We start from the raw sequence: 14579 nt of genomic DNA, 5'->3' as shown, positions 1-14579 counted from the left end.
ATGCCCGCGTTCAACCGCTACATCGGCATCGACTATTCAGGCGCTCAGACACCCAACGCGAGCCTGAAGGGCCTTCGCGTCTATATGGCCGAGGGCGATGGGCCACCGGCCGAAGTCCTTCCACCGCCATCTCCCCAAAAGTATTGGTCCCGGCGCGGCGTCGCCGAGTGGCTTATGGATCGGCTGAATGAAGACGCGCCGACCTTGGTTGGGATCGACCACGGCTTCTCGTTCCCACTTAGCTACTTCCAGGCGCATGGGCTGCCGCGCGACTGGGACAGCTTCCTTGAAGACTTCCAGAACCACTGGCCGACCGACGACGACATCAGGGTCGACGACGTGCGCGATGGTGCGTTCGGAAACGGCGCGGCCCGCGGAGGCAATACACGCTGGAAACGGTTGACCGAACGGCGCGCAGGTGCGGCGAAGTCGGTCTTCCACTTCGACGTCCAAGGGTCGGTGGCGAAGTCCAGCCACTCCGGCATCCCGTGGCTCCGGTTCATCCGCCGCAAGCTCGGCCAGCAGGTCCACTTTTGGCCGTTCGATGGGTGGGAGGTCCCCGAGGGTCGCTCCGCCATCGCCGAGGTCTATCCGGCGCTCTGGAATCGCGACCTCGAGAACGACGGCCGCAACCCCGATCAGCACGACGCCTTCTGCATCGCCGCCTGGATGTCCAGGGCCGACCGCGACGGCGAGTTGGCGCGCTCGCTACAGCCGGCTCTTAGCGATGAGGAAAGCGCGATCGCGATGGCTGAGGGGTGGATCCTCGGCGTGACGGGAGCGACGTCGACGCGCCGACCGATCTCGCCAGACGAGAGGCTGACAGCCGAGAAAGTCGCGTACTGGTACTTCCGCTTGAACGGCTTTCTCCAGATCGAGAATTTCGTCATCCATCCCCCCGGCCGCGGCGGCCAACGCACCGACGCCGATCTGCTCGCGGTTAGGTTTCCCAATCGGGCGGAGCGCCTGTTCGACAACCCCGACGATGTAATGGTGGACGATGTGAGGGCGCTCGCACTCAGCCCCGACCAGATCGACATGGCAATCGTCGAGGTGAAGACCGGCCAACCTTGCGCGCTGAATGGCCCTTGGACGGATCGAGACCGCCAGAACGTCGAGCGAGTGTTGGCAGCCCTTGGCTGCCTCGCACTCGACCGCATCCCGATCGCAGCCGCGGACCTCTACGAGAAGGGCATGCACCAGGCCGACGGGCTTCGAGTGCGCCTCATCGCCATCGGAAATGGTCGAAGCCTCGACCTCACCAAGCAATACCCATCTGTGAAGCAGATCACCTGGTCCGATGCCCTGGGGTTCATCTGGCAACGGTTCCACGCGTACCGACGACAGAAGGCGCAGGTAGACCAGTGGGACACGACCGGCCGCCGCCTAAAGCAGCTCGCGGACGGCTGCCGCGGTGAGCCCGAATTTGTCGAGGGCGCTAAGGCAAGGATGGGGATCCTGCATCTTGCGATCGGCGCGGACGATTGATCGAAGTGGAGCGGGTATCCTGAATGATTGATCTCCACGAACGACTCTCGGAGTTCTCCTATGGCTTTGGGGCCACTCGCGAAGCTGAGGCTGCCCTGCGTTCTGTAGGCGTAACGGCCACGCCATTCTTGCCAAGCCTGATTCACGAGAAGGTGCTTGGTTTCGACGTGGCCTTTGATCGGCCCGGAGCGGTGCTGATGCTTCAGTTCAAGCTCGGCCAGCAGATGAAGCGGTACCGTTCGGTGCCGCCCGGCAAGCCTGGGCCGCCGGTCTCCAGCCCTTTCTGGCGCTTTCATCTGGACACGACAGAAGATCAGTTCCGTCTGCTCGTGGACGCCGAGCAGCGCGGCGCGGAGGCGTATTACGTGGCGCCGCGGTTCTCCGATTGGCAGGAGTATGAAGATGCCTATCAGGCTGGGGCCGTACTTGACCGCTCCCTTATGGTGAGGCCTTCAGACATCGAACGCGAGCTTACCGCCCGCAGTCAGCCCGCGGGCCGTCACCGCGTCGTTTACGACCTGACCAGCCGCTACATCTGCTCCGAGCCGATCCCGCTGGAGGAGGTGCGCACTGACGGCATGGTAGCGAAAGTGTTTCAGGACCTGCGGGTCAAGCCTCGTTCGCTCGGAGACCTGGTGTCGGTGCTGTCTGAGGTTCGGACGGCTGATCGCGCACGGAGATCAGCGTCCACTAGTTCAAGGCAAGCTATCCAGGCGCGCGCCCGCTCGGCCGAGGACGCTGCGGCGGCGATGTTCGCTGTTGAAGCATGGAGCGTCGGAGCCCAGGCGATCTTTGTTACGGATCCTGAGGTCGGAGCGCCATTGGAGCAGAGCGGCGGCGCGCCAGCAGCTTAGCGCCTAAGCCCACGACCGCATGGCGGCGCGCCGTCATTGTCCAGTAGATTGCAAGCTATGAGCGAACCCGCATCTCCCAATCTACCGCCGCCGCTCGCGTCGAAGGGCGTCATCCCCTTCCACCTGCTCAATGAGCGGCCGAAGGAATTCGAGCGTCTTGTGCGGGCGTTGATGGAGAACGATCCCAGCCTGAAGAACGTCGACCTGTTCGGGATCGAAGGGCAGACGCAGTTCGGGGTCGACGGCGTAGCCGGACGGGTCGCGGACAACAACCGTGACGTGGTCTCCTGCAAATGCGTAGAAGAGGCCACGTCGGCTAAGCTCAAGAAGTGGTCGAAGGACTTCCTGGATCACCAGGAAAGCCAATGGCCGGGCGTCAAGCGCTTCATCCTGGCTACTGCGGCGCAAAATATCACCAGCACAAAGCTGCTGGATCAACGGGAAGCCGAGGCCCGGCGCTTCGCCAATGTCGGCATCGTTTACGAGGTCTGGGGACCGGAGCAATTAACCGCACGGGTCCGCAAGGCTGGCCGTTCGGTTGCCATCCAATACCTGCACGAGGCGTGGGCAGAAGCGCTGTTCGGCAAGGACGTTCCGGCCATCCTATCTGCGGCCCAGGTCGAGCAGGTCAACAACCTCATCGTCCTAAACTCGGAAAACGTCGCGGCACGCCTCACCGGCGCTATGCAGCAGTTGCGCGCTGGCGACCTCGGGCCGGTCGAGCGCCTGCTCGCCGAAGTGCAGGTGCCTACCCAGTGGAGCCAGCTGCGTGCGCCTATCCAGGCCCAGGCCCTGCGCCTTGCTGCATCGGTGGCGCTGAGCAAGGGCGATATAGCTGCCGCCACCAAGATGTCGGAAGAGGCCCTGGTGCTCGATCCGACCATTCGGCGAGTGGCGGCGGTCATTGCGGCGCGGACTGTGGGTCCGGCCGCCGCGTTCCCCGTGCTCGGCGACCCAGTTAGTCGTTTGGACCGTCAGCTGCATGCCGCGCTGTTGCTCGACGAGGAGCGTCTTTCCGAAGCGGCAGACATCCTTGATCGCCTCGTCGCCGAAGACCCCGACGACTGGGAAACCCTGCGCATCCTGTCGCGGCTGAGGGCGATGGAGAACCGCAGGGGCGAAGCCCGCGCCGCAGCGGAGCGCGCCTATGCGATGGCGCCGAAAGACCTGCAAGTGATCCGCTCGCTGGCGATGGCGCGGTATGCTGAGGCGCTTAGCCCGATGGCCCCGGTCGTCCTGGCCATTCTTCCCGTCGCCGGAGATCCAGACCTGGTGCGCATCGACGACGCCGCGCGCGCCAATCTAGAAGCTGCCCTCGCGCTCTTCACGCCCTTGACCGAGCGGACCAAGCCGGAGCGGACGGACCGGGCCTGGCGGCTAGCATGCCTCGCGAACTTGCTTCCGGATCGCCATGGGGACGCATCTGAGCTCTGTCGCGCGATGCTGACCGAGGACCCAACCGACGCCCTGGCTATTAGCTGGGGCATGGCGCGGGGCCTGGATTTCGATCGTACGACTGCGGAAGCGGCCCTCGCCGAAGTTTATGCCAGGGGCAAGGCCACCGGCGACCAGGTGCGGGTCTACGGCCTGATGGTCGCTCAGCGCGACAGCTTTCCCGCCGCGACCGAGGCGCTCGCCGCCCATTTCCTCGTGCAGACCGGAGAAGCCGCCGAGGCGGCCACCCACTGGATCGAGGGCGGAGCCCCGCCGGCGATGGATCCCAATCTTCCCTCGCCAGCCAGCGTGGCAGATGCGCTGGTCAAGGCGGAAGCCTCCAGAGATTGGACAGCGGTCGAGGCTCTGCTGGGCCAGTTCCTCGGCGGCGATACGCCCAATGTGATCGGACTGGACCTCGCATCGGCTTTGGCCGAGCAGCGCCGCTGGCGGACCATCGCCCCCTTCGCCGAAGCCTTGGCAAAGTTCGAGACCGCCCGGGCCACGCGCCTGGCCATCTATGCGCTCCACCACGCCGGATCCGCCCAGGGGTTGTTGGACTTCGCTGCGCAGCGGCATGGCGACTTCCCGGGCGGTCAGTTGCCCCTCGACTGCCGGCGCATGGTGATGATGGCGACCGAGCGCGTTAACGATCTGCCCGGCGCTCTTGAGCTGGCGCAGCGCATCGCCACCGAAACCGGCGATATTACCGACCGTCTGAACTTGGCCGACATCCACATTCAGGCCGCCAATGTGCAGGCGGCGCTCACTCCCATCCGAGAGGCGCTCGCTGCCAATGCGCTCGGCCCAGATCGGGCGATCCGCTATTCCCTGGCGGTCACACGGGAAGACGTGGCTCTCTCCCGGGACCTGTGGCGCGTCGCCATAGCCCTTGGTGTGCCCGACAGCCTTCTGCTCCACGCGTTCTCGCAGGGCTACAAGCTAGGGCTCAACGCTGAGGCGGAGAGGCTTCTGCCGCGGGTCCATGCTCGCGCCCAGAGCGCTGCTGGCGACGTCTGGTTGGTGGACATCGACGACGTCGTCCAGGAGATGGTCGCCCGCCGCGACCGCAGCCAAAACCTATCCGACCTGCTGGCGACCGGCGCGACCCCGATCCACCTCGTCGCGTCGGCGCTCGGCATCTCGATCGCCGACCACTACCGGCTGGCCCCGCGCGCGAAAGAGAAAGGCGCGCTTCGCCCGCTGTTCCTGCGCCACGGCGCCCGGCCGGTCGAGGTGCCGATTGAGACTCCCTGGGAGCGCTGGCAGGTCCACCTGGACCTGACGAGCCTCCTGTTGCTCGACCAGCTTGACCTCTGGCCCCATCTCGACGCGCTGGAATCGCCGGTGCGGGTGAGTCCCAGCCTGACCGACGCAATCCTCAAGCTGGAGCTGGACGCCACCCACCACCAGATTTCGCAGGTCGAAATCGCCCAGGCGATCCTGGACGCACATCGGGATCGTCGGCTGAAGACCCAGGACACGCCGGCCTCGGAGACGGAAACTGTGCGCCACGAGCGCAAGCCGAGCGGTGAGGCCGGAGCCGGGCCGACGGTGCGAAGCGTGCTCGCGAGCCTCGGCCAGCCGGTTCCGCCCGCCGAAGACGGACTGGATGAGCCCGTGACGCCACGGGGCCGCCTCCTGTTCGTCGAGAACACCCTTGAGACCCTGGCGATGCACAACGCCCTTGAGGCGTTGCTCGACGGGTTCGCCTGCGAGGTCCCCCAATCGGTGATCGACGACGCGGCCGAGACGGTCCGCGCTGCCGCCGATCGGGAGACCCTCGCCGACTGGATCGGCGAACTAAAGAAGAAAGTTTCGCTGCGGCAGGAGTCCGGCCAGTTCCAGCGCGTCGCCCACCGGGCCATGAACCTCGCCGAGGAAGATGGCGCGGATGCCGCCTCCGGTGGCGATGATGCGCATGCGACAGACGGCGACGACGAAATCGCTGAAGACCCCTCTGCAACCAAAGGCGCCAAGCTGCGGCCGCCCAATTTCATCGAGCAGGGCATGATGGACCTGTTGGCGGCACCGGGCGGCGTGAACAGCGTGCTCTGGATCGATGACCGGCACGTCACCGGCTACCCATTGGCTGAGACCAAAATCGTCGTCGGCATGATGGAAGTGCTTGACGCTCTGCTCGCGGCGCAGCGGATCACGCCTGAGGAACACCGGCAAAAGCTGCTGCAGCTGCGCGCCGGCGGCGCCGTCTTCCTACCCACCCGCACCGAAGAGGTTCTCGCGCCCCTAAAGGCCGCCGCCATCGTGGACGGCGAGGTGGTCGAGTCCGAAGCGCTAAACGTCCTGCGTCGCAATCTGGCTGCGGCGATGCGGCTGGACGGCAAATTGAAGATCGGCCCCACCGACATTCCCAACCTCGAAGGTCGCCCCGATGAGACCCCCTTCATGGTGGGCGCTCGCCGCATCGTCCACGACTGCCTGACCGAACTCTGGGGAGACGACGACGCGACCGTCGAGGAGCTTCGGGCTCAGTCGGACTGGCTCTGGTCGGCGCTCCGCCAGGAGCAACCGATGCGCGTGCTACCCGGCGGCGATAGCGCCAGCACCTTGCTCGCCGCGATCAACCTGGCCGCCCTACTATCTGCGATCCCAAACGTGGGCTCAGCGTCTTGGGGCGTCCCCAGCCCGCGCCGCGCGGCCATGCTGGAATGGCTCAACGAGACCGCCATCGCGCCCCTGGTCGACAACGACGCGGGCGACTTCCTAGACCTTGTCGCCACCCACCTCGCGAATCTGGTCTCGGACGCCGATCGGCTCGACGACGTCGCGAACTTCGACTTGCCGCCCGATCAGACCAAGGCCTTCCTCGGCCGGTTCCGCCGCCGCGTGTTCGACCTGGTGCCGGAGACGATCCAGGAGCGCCTTCTCAAGCATCCTGAGTTCCTGTCGGATACCGGCGTCGGGAGCATGGGGATTCTCACCATCAACGGCGTGAATTTCTCGCCGGAGGCCTTTTGGTCGGCTGTCACCCGCGCCCTGCGCAACGGTTCAGCCACGGTCCGCAGCCAGGCCGACGTTCAGTTGACTCTCAAGCAAGCCGACGGCGGCGGTCTGGCGCTCAGCGGCGCCCTGGAGCTACGCCTCCGCGAACCGTGGTTCCCCATCATCGCCGCCGAGGGCCGCGACCGGAGCGAGGCCATCGAGAAATACCTCGCGGCGAAGGACCTCGCACCCGACGACCTCGCGCGGGTCGAAGCGGCGGTTCGCGACGCCAAGTCCGATAGCGACCTGGTCGAGGCCCTTCAGGACGCCCGCGGCGCCAGCCTGATCGACCACTACGCCCAGCTCTCGGACGCCTTAGGCGCCAAGGCGATCAAGAGCTTGGGCGAGTTCCTGCCCCCACCGGCCGGCCAGCTGGTGCATCACCTGCGCCTCGGCGACCTGACACGCTCTGTCGCCGACCAGGCGCCGGCCGCCTGGCGCGAGCTGGCCGGCAAGATCGGAGTGGGCAAGGCTCTGCGCAGGCTGGGCGGCCTGCCGCTCCCGCTGGCGGTCGACATCAAGGACACCGTGAAGAGTTTAGACGACCTTCCGCCTTCGTTCAGCCCGACGACGGCGTTGCATCTGGCGGCGACCGCGCGCCTGTCGGGTGACGGCAAGCGCGCCGTCCAGATCCTCAGCGACGAGCTCGCCGGCCTTCCCCTTGCCGGCCGCTTTTTAAATGCCCTGCTACACTGGACTGCTCGGGCTTACGCCAACGACCCGGCGTGGCGCGCCTTGCCCACAGGTCACCAACTAGCGCTCGTCTGGTCGCACGCGCACCGCGTGTGCACCCTCACCCTCCAACATGGCGCCAAGGCGGATCTGGCTAGGAAGGACTTCGAGAAATACCCTGCGCAGCAGGACATGCTGGTCAGCCTCTGGCGCAACCAGCCATTCGACTCCGACTGTGCCGCGCCGGATCAGATGCTGGCGGGCGCACTGTACTTCTCCGGCCTCGGCTACGTTTTCGGGAACGAAGACGTTGCGGTCGCCTCGCCGGACCTGACAGCGGCTATCCAGTCGACGCTGTTCGCCAAAAAGGACGAAGAGGTCATTCTCGATGCTGGCCTGATGCTCTGGAACCCGGATGCCGCGAACGCCATGGGCAGCTTCGTAGCGATGCCGCCGGTGATTGCCCTCGACCCGCCTTTCGATCCAAGGGCCGCTCGCAGGCAGACGCTCGAGGTCAATGTGACCCGACTCGAGGAGAAACCGACCGAGGTCATCCACTGGGCGACGGTAAACCGCCTCTGCGGCACCGGACTTCCCACCGACCTGCAGGACCGGCTCATCCGGGTCTTCGATGCGATGAAAATCGAGAAGATTGAAGGAGGTGAGACGCCCATCCAGGGCCCGGCTATGGCTATCGACACCCGGCTCGGCCTTGCGGACAAGCCGAACGCCGACGCGCTCGATCAGAAGATCTTCCAGCTAGCCAAGCACTATGCCGATACGCTGCGTGGCCCCTTCAGTTACGACGACGAGCAGATGGCCCTAGGCTTCACCATCGTGGTGGAAGCCGCGGCGCGCGCCGCTATGGGTTCGGACATGAAGGCCGCCCTTGAGCGCCTCGCCTCCCTGATGCTGGTGGTTGCTTACGCCTGGCCCGCGGCCGCCACGCCGCTACGCAAGATCTGCGATTCGTACGCCAGGGCGTCGTCGCCGGAGACTGGCGCTCCACTCTGGCGGGCGCTCGTCGCCCTCCGCGCCTGGCCCTGACGCGAGAGTGCCGAAGGCTCTGAATTGCGCATGTCGGCGGGTTAGGCAGTTCTGAACGTCGCTGATGGTCAGGCTTGGCCGGGTAAGCTTGAAGTCAAGGCCGATAACGGACCCGCCATGGCCGCCGACGAATATCTCGTAGCCATCGCTGACAGCGCTTGACCTCTACGGAGTACCGCCGTTTCGACACTTCATACGAAGCCTAACAGCAAGGCGGGACTTGGATCACAACTTGTAAGTTCTGCGCCAAGGCTCATAACATAGTTGACCAAGTTTATGAGCCGCGCTTATGAGCTAGCAGAAACTCCACCCTAACTTGTGAGCCAGATATGCGGATCGCCTACTACCGGGTCAGCACCGGCGACCAGAGCGTCGCCGCCCAGCGGCAGGCGATGGGGGGCGGTTTCGACAAAGAGTTCGAGGACGTGGGTGTCAGCGGTGGGGTGATGGCAGCGGGGCGCCCGGGCTTCGCCAAGCTGCTGGAGCATATCAGGAAGGGCGATACTCTCTGTGTTTACGCCGTGGACCGCCTCGGCCGGGATGCCCTGGACGTGCAGACCACCGTGCGCCGTCTCATCGACGCTGGTGTTGCAGTCGAAATTCACGGGCTAGGTCAAATCGGCCGCGGCGTCGGAGAGATCATTCTGGCCGTCCTGGCCCAAGTTGCGGATCTGGAGCGGCGCAAAATCCGCGAGCGAACCGAAGCGGGCCGTCTAGCAGCTCGAACCGCACTTCAGGCCACAGGGAAGACCCACCGGGGGAAGGATAGTCTAGGCAGACCGAAGGCAGCGGATACGGCTGCCGTCGTTCTGTGGAGGCGCGAGAATTCGGCCAGCATTAGCGCGACGGCGCGACACTTCGGGCTCTCCCCAGCAACGGTTAAGCGATATGCGGCGGCGGCTGGCGCCGGCACGAACTAGGGCGCACTGAGGCGCAATCTCAACGCGGCGCCGGCCTTCCGGCGATGTGTGCCGCCACGTTTTGAGCCTTCCAGGCCAGCATGGGCATCCGAGCGATCCGCTCGATGACCTCCTGCGGCGCATCCAGGCCGCTCGGGTCGATCTCGCCGCGGTCGATCAACGCATCGAGGAAGCGCATCTCACCGTCGGACCACTTCAGGAGGCCGCCGAGCGCAGCCCGACATAACTCCACCGACTCCTCGATCCAGGACCGCATTCCGCCAACGTCCTTGAACGTCCCCTGCGGCACACAGATGGATAGCTTCTCACGGAGTTCACGAGGGTCGCCGCCGATGTCGGCTACCGACGCCCGTCGCCAATCCAACGGCCGGCTCGCACCGAACGCCAGGAATGCTGCCCGAACGAGCCGCCAGTCGAGGTCCGGCATCGACAGGATGCGCCGCGCGTCAAAAAGGTCACGCGCCGCGTTCCTGTCGATAAGGGCCACGAGCTTGCCGGCGACGACCTCATGGATGTCGATGACCACGGCATGGCTGGGCGGGCGATCACCGAGTGTGACCGACGGCTTCAACCGCGCGCCGAAGAGCGGCTCGCGTGCCATGAAGTTGAGATCTACCTCCAAGGAGGCATTGCCACCCAGCGCCGAGCCATATCGCGCTGCCCATTTTCCGCCACCGTGACCGACGGGCTGCCGCCTCAGCGCGTACCCCTGCGACACGAGGATCTGCGCGAGCGCCGCCTCCACTTGGGGCCGATCGGCTATCATCGCCTCGCGTTCGAGCGCGCCGATGTAGTTGAGGTCGATGTCGACGGAGAGCCGATCGAGTTGGAGGTAGAAGACGTTGAGAGCCGTACCGCCCTTCAGGGCCACGCGGTCCTTGAGGACCTCGTCGGAGGCGATGTCGGCCAGGAGGTCGAGGAGGCGGATCACTTTTTCGAGCGTCCCGGCCTGCAGGCGGGTCTCACCCGCAAGATTCTGCAGGGTCTGAAGAGACGGCGGGGCCATCAGGTCCCCTCGAACCGACGATTGATCAGGCTTGGCGGTAGAAAGATCTTCCAGCCCGGCACGAGCTTCGCGTCGCCCGGCTTGGCGCCCAGGGCATAGCGCGGTTGCGTCGGAGCCAGTGGCCGGAAGCTGTCCACCGCCTCTTTAGACACCCTCATCTCTGGAGGTGCCCTCTCAAGCCACCAGCCGCAGACCGCAGCCGCCGTGGCGTTGCCGATCGCGGCAACCTGGCTCCGCAGCCTGGTGACGTCCACCCGCGTGATGAGATCCAAGGAATTGAGAAGCTCTTCGCCGCCCCCCGCAAGACCGGGGCGGTCAAACAGGTCGGCCAGCGTGCGTTCCAGGGTGGTCACCGGGATAAATACGCCCAGGCGGTCGATTCGCTCGACGGCGCCCGGCGTGTTGAGGCCCTTGGGCGGTCGCACGAAGCGACATGTCAGGCCCTCCGCATGCAGCGTCAGGGGGTGGCCCTCAGCGATCACCTGGACGTCTTGGCCCTCGGTGTATGCATAGCCGTGCAATTCCAAGGCGGAGTGGTATCCGATGACCCCGCCATGCCGCAGTTTTGAGGCGGCCAGAAACCGATCCACAGACCAGGTCGCGGCGTCTGCGTGTTTCGGCACTGAGGCGAAGACGCCGCGGGCGATACGGCGGATGTTCCCCGCCTTCAGGTGCTGTTCGAGCATGGCGGACACGACGCGGTCGCCTGTTTCGCGCCCAACCGCCTTCGCGTACTGGGCTCGATCAAACACCGGCGCGTCGCTGAAGAACGGGGCGGAGAGTTGGCGCGGCATAATTTCTCTATATACCGCGAAAGTCATATATAAACTATAACTTTATCGACAAATAGGAAGATCCGCATCCGTCGCGCGTGCGGCAGCATTGCATCGACGTCGATACCTTAGCGGGCATGCCGACGGGGTTCGCAATGCACACGACGGCCTTCGCCCTACATGGTGCTCAGAAGCGCCTGTATCGCCGTCCTTCGCACGAGCCGGCGGCCGCCAATGTGCATTGTCTCCAACCTCCCTTCAGCGATCAGCTTGTAGAGGGTGGACTTGCCGATCCCGATAATCTTCGCAGCATCGGCAATGCTGAATGACTCCGCGTTCGGATTGGTCGTGCCGCCGCGGTCCCCGATGATGGTGCGACGGGCGAGCTCTTCAGCAATCCTCTTGGCGATGAACTCGGTCCGATCGGGATCTTCCGACGTCACATCGCCTACCGGCATGGCGGAGGCCGACGGGAGGGATGCGACCAGCCGATCGAGTTCGGTCCGACGCCAACGGACCATGGCGTGACCAAGCTCAACAGGTCGAACGCCCTCACGTCTCATGATGAGCGCAAAGCTGTTCTCGTCCATCGACAAGTATCGGGCCGCCATCGCCGTTCCCATCAAGATCGGCCAGTTCGGCAGCGGCGTTTCCTCGATCGCCCGCGGGCGTGGCATTGCAGTTTCCTTTCCCAATTCAAGCGGTGGTGCAGGATGCGACGGGAGGTTTCACGGTGACGCAACTCAGCAAGCAAGAAATCATCGACTTAGCCGATGCCCTCACAAGGGCCGTCAGGGAGTGTCGCGACATCCTGGTCAAATCGATCGAGCGGCAGGAACAAGAGCCTCCAGAGCGGCCCGTGGTGGTCGTAGAGGAGTCTCCACCGCCGCTCCCTGAGTTCCTGACCACCACGGCAGCGGTGGCGTACCTTCGGGATGTCGTCGGATATCCCCTCTCGAAGTCCTTGATGGAAAAGGCGCGGGGCTCTGGAGGCGGCCCTCCCTACCGAACCTTCGGGACCCGGATCGTCTACACACCGGCGGACCTTAGGGCCTGGGTTGATCGTCGAAGCCGACGGCGAACAAGCACCTCCGATCCGGGCACCACAGTCTAACCCGGCCGTCGTGAAGCAGCCCGCTTGGCCCGAGCCTCCACCACCGCCAGGTTGGCATCCTGGCGAGCCTCGTTGTCGTAGCCTGACATCATCAGATCCCCCAGTCTGCCGATTGAAGGGGCACCCTCGCGAAGGACCGCACGGGTGGGCTCACAGGCACGGAGCGCCGCCTGAACGACCAGATCCGCGCGTTCGCCTGATGGTTCTAGCCGGCGGGCCTGTCCAACAACGCAGGCCTTGAAGGCCGCGAACCGAACCTCGATTGCAGCACTATCCGCGTCGAACTGAGCCTTGAAGTCATCCGAGCCCACGGGGGGCTCGCTTTTCGGAATGGCGACAACCGCATTGAACCCTTCATCGGTAAGTGTCGCCAGACGGGCCTTCGCCTCAGCGTGCCCCTTTTCGGCCGCCAGAAAATACCAGCGCGAAGCTTCGAGCCGATCTACCGAAACGCCTTTTCCGCGCTCGTACATGTCTCCCAGCAGAAAGGCTGCGTCAGGGTCGCCCGCCTTTGCTGCTTGGAACCAGAGGCTCCGCGCGCGTTCGAAGTCGCCCCGGACGGCAGCCGAAAACCCGTCTTCTGCGGGGCCAGCACAGGCAGGTGACTGAGCCATGGTGGCAAGGGCGACGGCCGCTAAGAACCCCCGCAGCGCCACCCGCTCGCAAATGATTGGAATGCGCACGGCTAGTACCCCCTTTTGGCGTCGTCTATTCTGTCGTGCTCCTGAAATGGGAGCAACCCGCAGACGCAATAGCCCAAGCCCTCAAGGGGGCTACCGCCGCGATGCGACGCTGGGTGTCATCACAGTCCTACAAGAGTGCGATTGAGGCGCTTGTGAAGGCGCGTCACCAGGCCGGCAAGACCCAGCGCGAGATCGCCACCTTGATCGGCAAGCCGCCCTCGTTCGTCGCCAAGGTTGAGACCGGTGAACGCAGGCTCGATTTTGTCGAATTCATCGTCCTCGCTCGGGCTCTGGGCCAACACCCTGAGACCTTGCTCGGTAACATCGCGCGCGATCTTGGCAGCCGGGTGGATATCTGACCGCACATAAACCGGCGACGGACTGCCACTCGCGCGCACGCGCGCGATACCACCGGATAACGCTGCGTCACTCCCCGCGTGCGTCCGCTCCAGGAAAACACTTTTTGAGCCGACGGTTCCTCTTGAGTTTGGCATGGTGCTTTGAATTTCTCTGACACACCCCTGGAAGTGACGACGTGGACAGCGAGCCCTATCGAGATGACCGGATGTACGTACTTCGCTTGACGTCAGATTTCGAAAAACATGACGATCATAGTTTCGTGGCGACAATAAAAGCTGACCACGAAATCGATTTCTCGAAGCCGACTCTCCTCATTACGTATGAGAATACTTCTCAACTACCGTCTGTTCGCGTCGATGAATTTACCTCGCGCTGGGACGCGCTGGCATATGTGAAGAAGATCGAGCCTACATGCCCTAGGGTAAGTCTGGGCGGACGGCCCGCGCATCCGACGCCCACCTGGTCACAGCATCTTGCTTGGTTACACGCGAAGGGCCTGAAATCCGCCGCCGAAGGGGATACTCCCCTGCCTGAAGGGACTGATCCAAAGCTTAATCCACGCGAGTTCCTTATTCGCGGAGATGGCGCTTAAGGTTCAGGTTTGAAGATCAGCAGGCGGCTCATGCGATGTCGCTGTAATCGTCCTCGGCCGGTTCTTCCTCGTCATCCAGCTCGATGACCTGGAGGCCGTTGGGGAGCTTAACGCGGCCCGACATGAGCAGCTCGACGATCTCGGCCATCAGCGCGTCGCTGTCGTCGGTGAGGTTCACGTCGATGCTGCCCTCGTGGGTCAGCGTCTGCCGCTTGCCGTAGACCTTGGGGGCCAGGGCCTCGGCCTCCCGCCACCGCTGTTCGATGCGCAGCTTGTCGCGGTCGGTGGCGTCCATGATCACCGTGGTGGTCTCGATGCCGTCCTCGGTCTCCTTGGTCTGCGTCTTGATCGCCTCCTTGGGCGTGTCGGCGATCTCGCGTGCCTCGTCGATCAGGTGCCAGGTGCCATCCTCGCGTGCGCGTGCGACCTGGTCCTGAAAGTCTCTGTCTTCCCTGACCCAAAGCGACACGTTGCTACGCATCGGCATGTGCTCGTCGCGGCAAATTTCGCGCAAGCTCTCGCCTTCAGCGAGACGCGATAGGATTTCGCGCTCAATTTCAGGGGTGCGTTTCGTGGGGCGGCCCATCTTGGTCATGGCCGCAGGATGCGCGCTCAGCGCAGGGGTAAGAGCAC

Annotated in this window: 11 protein-coding genes; 6 read left to right on the top strand and 5 right to left on the bottom strand. The window is 64.5% G+C overall.

The window, feature by feature from the left end; genetic code table 11:
• The 4 genes from EPN98_RS14980 to EPN98_RS14965 all read left to right on the top strand — a co-directional run bounded on the left by EPN98_RS14980 (nt 1) and on the right by EPN98_RS14965 (nt 9418).
• A complete protein-coding gene (locus tag EPN98_RS14980; RefSeq protein WP_293363706.1) occupies nt 1–1488 on the top strand; it encodes a hypothetical protein in 1488 nt (495 codons plus the stop codon).
• A 23-nt stretch (nt 1489–1511) separates the two neighbouring features.
• Complete coding sequence (locus EPN98_RS14975; RefSeq protein WP_293363705.1) at nt 1512–2342, top strand: hypothetical protein; 831 nt, start codon at nt 1512–1514, stop codon at nt 2340–2342.
• Between the two features lie 57 nt (nt 2343–2399).
• Entirely contained in the window at nt 2400–8498 is a 6099-nt protein-coding gene (locus tag EPN98_RS14970) for a hypothetical protein (protein ID WP_293363704.1), read from the top strand.
• A 329-nt stretch (nt 8499–8827) separates the two neighbouring features.
• Nucleotides 8828–9418, top strand: a complete 591-nt coding sequence (locus tag EPN98_RS14965) for a recombinase family protein (protein WP_293363703.1) — start codon at nt 8828–8830, stop codon at nt 9416–9418.
• A gap of 19 nt (nt 9419–9437) precedes the next feature.
• Here the strand turns inward: EPN98_RS14965 and EPN98_RS14960 are convergent, their stop codons facing one another.
• The 4 genes from EPN98_RS14960 to EPN98_RS14945 all read right to left on the bottom strand — a co-directional run bounded on the left by EPN98_RS14960 (nt 9438) and on the right by EPN98_RS14945 (nt 12994).
• Nucleotides 9438–10424 (bottom strand): nucleotidyl transferase AbiEii/AbiGii toxin family protein, encoded by a 987-nt coding sequence (locus EPN98_RS14960; RefSeq protein ID WP_293363702.1) that lies wholly within the window; start codon nt 10422–10424, stop codon nt 9438–9440.
• Complete coding sequence (locus EPN98_RS14955; protein WP_293363701.1) at nt 10424–11218, bottom strand: hypothetical protein; 795 nt, start codon at nt 11216–11218, stop codon at nt 10424–10426. Before EPN98_RS14955 ends, EPN98_RS14960 begins: the two co-directional genes overlap by 1 nt.
• Nucleotides 11219–11373: 155 nt before the next feature.
• Nucleotides 11374–11874, bottom strand: coding sequence for a helix-turn-helix domain-containing protein (locus tag EPN98_RS14950; protein ID WP_293363700.1), 501 nt, complete (start codon nt 11872–11874; stop codon nt 11374–11376).
• 433 nt (nt 11875–12307) lie between these two features.
• Nucleotides 12308–12994 (bottom strand): tetratricopeptide repeat protein, encoded by a 687-nt coding sequence (locus tag EPN98_RS14945; RefSeq protein ID WP_293363699.1) that lies wholly within the window; start codon nt 12992–12994, stop codon nt 12308–12310.
• A 101-nt stretch (nt 12995–13095) separates the two neighbouring features.
• Here EPN98_RS14945 and EPN98_RS14940 point away from each other — a divergent pair, with 101 nt between their 5' ends.
• Both EPN98_RS14940 and EPN98_RS14935 read left to right on the top strand, forming a co-directional pair.
• Nucleotides 13096–13353 carry a helix-turn-helix transcriptional regulator gene (locus EPN98_RS14940; protein WP_293363698.1) on the top strand — a complete coding sequence of 86 codons (258 nt, stop codon included), beginning with the start codon at nt 13096–13098 and terminating at the stop codon, nt 13351–13353.
• 176 nt (nt 13354–13529) lie between these two features.
• Nucleotides 13530–13946, top strand: a complete 417-nt coding sequence (locus tag EPN98_RS14935) for a hypothetical protein (RefSeq protein ID WP_293363697.1) — start codon at nt 13530–13532, stop codon at nt 13944–13946.
• A 28-nt stretch (nt 13947–13974) separates the two neighbouring features.
• Here the strand turns inward: EPN98_RS14935 and EPN98_RS14930 are convergent, their stop codons facing one another.
• Nucleotides 13975–14541: a hypothetical protein gene (locus EPN98_RS14930; protein WP_293363695.1), complete on the bottom strand. Its 567-nt coding sequence runs from the start codon at nt 14539–14541 to the stop codon at nt 13975–13977.
• Between the last annotated feature and the right edge of the window lie 38 nt (nt 14542–14579).

It is taken from the genome of Phenylobacterium sp., from assembly GCF_004299445.1.
GTDB lineage: Bacteria > Pseudomonadota > Alphaproteobacteria > Caulobacterales > Caulobacteraceae > Phenylobacterium.
This window is presented reverse-complemented; position numbering and strand designations above follow the sequence as displayed.

What these genes read in the sequence shown, in the direction of transcription:
- EPN98_RS14970 (WP_293363704.1), top strand. Translation starts at nt 2,400, where the DNA reads ATGAGCGAACCCGCATCTCCCAATCTACCGCCGCCGCTCGCGTCGAAG.
- EPN98_RS14965 (WP_293363703.1), top strand. Translation starts at nt 8,828, where the DNA reads ATGCGGATCGCCTACTACCGGGTCAGCACCGGCGACCAGAGCGTCGCC.
- EPN98_RS14975 (WP_293363705.1), top strand. Translation starts at nt 1,512, where the DNA reads ATGATTGATCTCCACGAACGACTCTCGGAGTTCTCCTATGGCTTTGGG.
- EPN98_RS14950 (WP_293363700.1), bottom strand. Translation starts at nt 11,874, where the DNA reads ATGCCACGCCCGCGGGCGATCGAGGAAACGCCGCTGCCGAACTGGCCG.
- EPN98_RS14930 (WP_293363695.1), bottom strand. Translation starts at nt 14,541, where the DNA reads ATGACCAAGATGGGCCGCCCCACGAAACGCACCCCTGAAATTGAGCGC.
- EPN98_RS14960 (WP_293363702.1), bottom strand. Translation starts at nt 10,424, where the DNA reads ATGGCCCCGCCGTCTCTTCAGACCCTGCAGAATCTTGCGGGTGAGACC.
- EPN98_RS14940 (WP_293363698.1), top strand. Translation starts at nt 13,096, where the DNA reads ATGCGACGCTGGGTGTCATCACAGTCCTACAAGAGTGCGATTGAGGCG.
- EPN98_RS14980 (WP_293363706.1), top strand. Translation starts at nt 1, where the DNA reads ATGCCCGCGTTCAACCGCTACATCGGCATCGACTATTCAGGCGCTCAG.
- EPN98_RS14955 (WP_293363701.1), bottom strand. Translation starts at nt 11,218, where the DNA reads ATGCCGCGCCAACTCTCCGCCCCGTTCTTCAGCGACGCGCCGGTGTTT.